The organism is Longicatena sp. 210702-DFI.1.196 (assembly GCF_020563125.1).
GTDB lineage: Bacteria > Bacillota_I > Bacilli_A > Erysipelotrichales > Erysipelotrichaceae > Longicatena > Longicatena caecimuris.
This window is the reverse complement of record NZ_JAJCPX010000098.1, coordinates 1-672: the sequence shown is the minus strand read 5'-3', so window position 1 is coordinate 672 and position 672 is coordinate 1. Positions and strand designations below refer to the sequence as shown.

The following is a 672-nucleotide window of genomic DNA, read 5'->3' as shown; positions in this document are numbered from 1 at the left end:
ATATTTGAAAGTATAGTGTTTATACGGATAATCAAAAATTAGATATAAAATTTCAGATAAAATATTATAAAAGAAGTATATACAAAACATTATAAAGAAGCATACGATGCAAAAGAAAAGCTAAAGCTGAATGAAATATATGCTATGGCAGACAAAGATGCTTTTACGAACATATATAATGAAGAGGAAGCAAAACGTAGTTTTGATTTAAAAAAATTTAGCAAACATTATATAAGCGAATACAATACTTATCGTGAGAACTACATCAAGGAGAAAAAGAATTTTTTAGAAATGAGTAAGACAAATGGTAAAGAAGACGCCAAAGAACATGAGGATAAAAATTACCAGTTTTTAGATTCTGTAAAAGATACGAAATTCTATAAAGAAGCGAAAGCGGCATATGATGCTTCTTATGATGATAATCTTGTGGAAGTAAATCCGATAGAATCAGCAATCATTTTAGGTGTTTTCATTATCATCATTTATGTTATTGTTCGTAAAATTAAAAAAATCATTAAGCGAAGAAAATTAGCAAAAGGATAAACATAAAAAGACTGTTTACATTGATATAATCCCATTAAAGTAACAACGTCAATACAGAAAACGTTGTCCACGGAGAGAGTGTAAAATAAACTGTGTAAGTTAAGAGCGTACGACTTAACGATACACAGT

The 672-nt window shown here is 28.3% G+C and carries 1 protein-coding gene; it reads left to right on the top strand.

All coding sequences use genetic code 11. The annotated features are described in order from the left end of the window. Window positions 1-144: 144 nt before the first annotated feature. Entirely contained in the window at window positions 145-543 is a 399-nt protein-coding gene (locus LI241_RS15535; RefSeq protein ID WP_227151471.1) for a hypothetical protein, read from the top strand. Window positions 544-672: the final 129 nt, after the last annotated feature.

Excerpts from the sequence above, each read along its gene's own strand:
- LI241_RS15535 (WP_227151471.1), top strand. The coding sequence starts at position 145 with ATGGCAGACAAAGATGCTTTTACGAACATATATAATGAAGAGGAAGCA.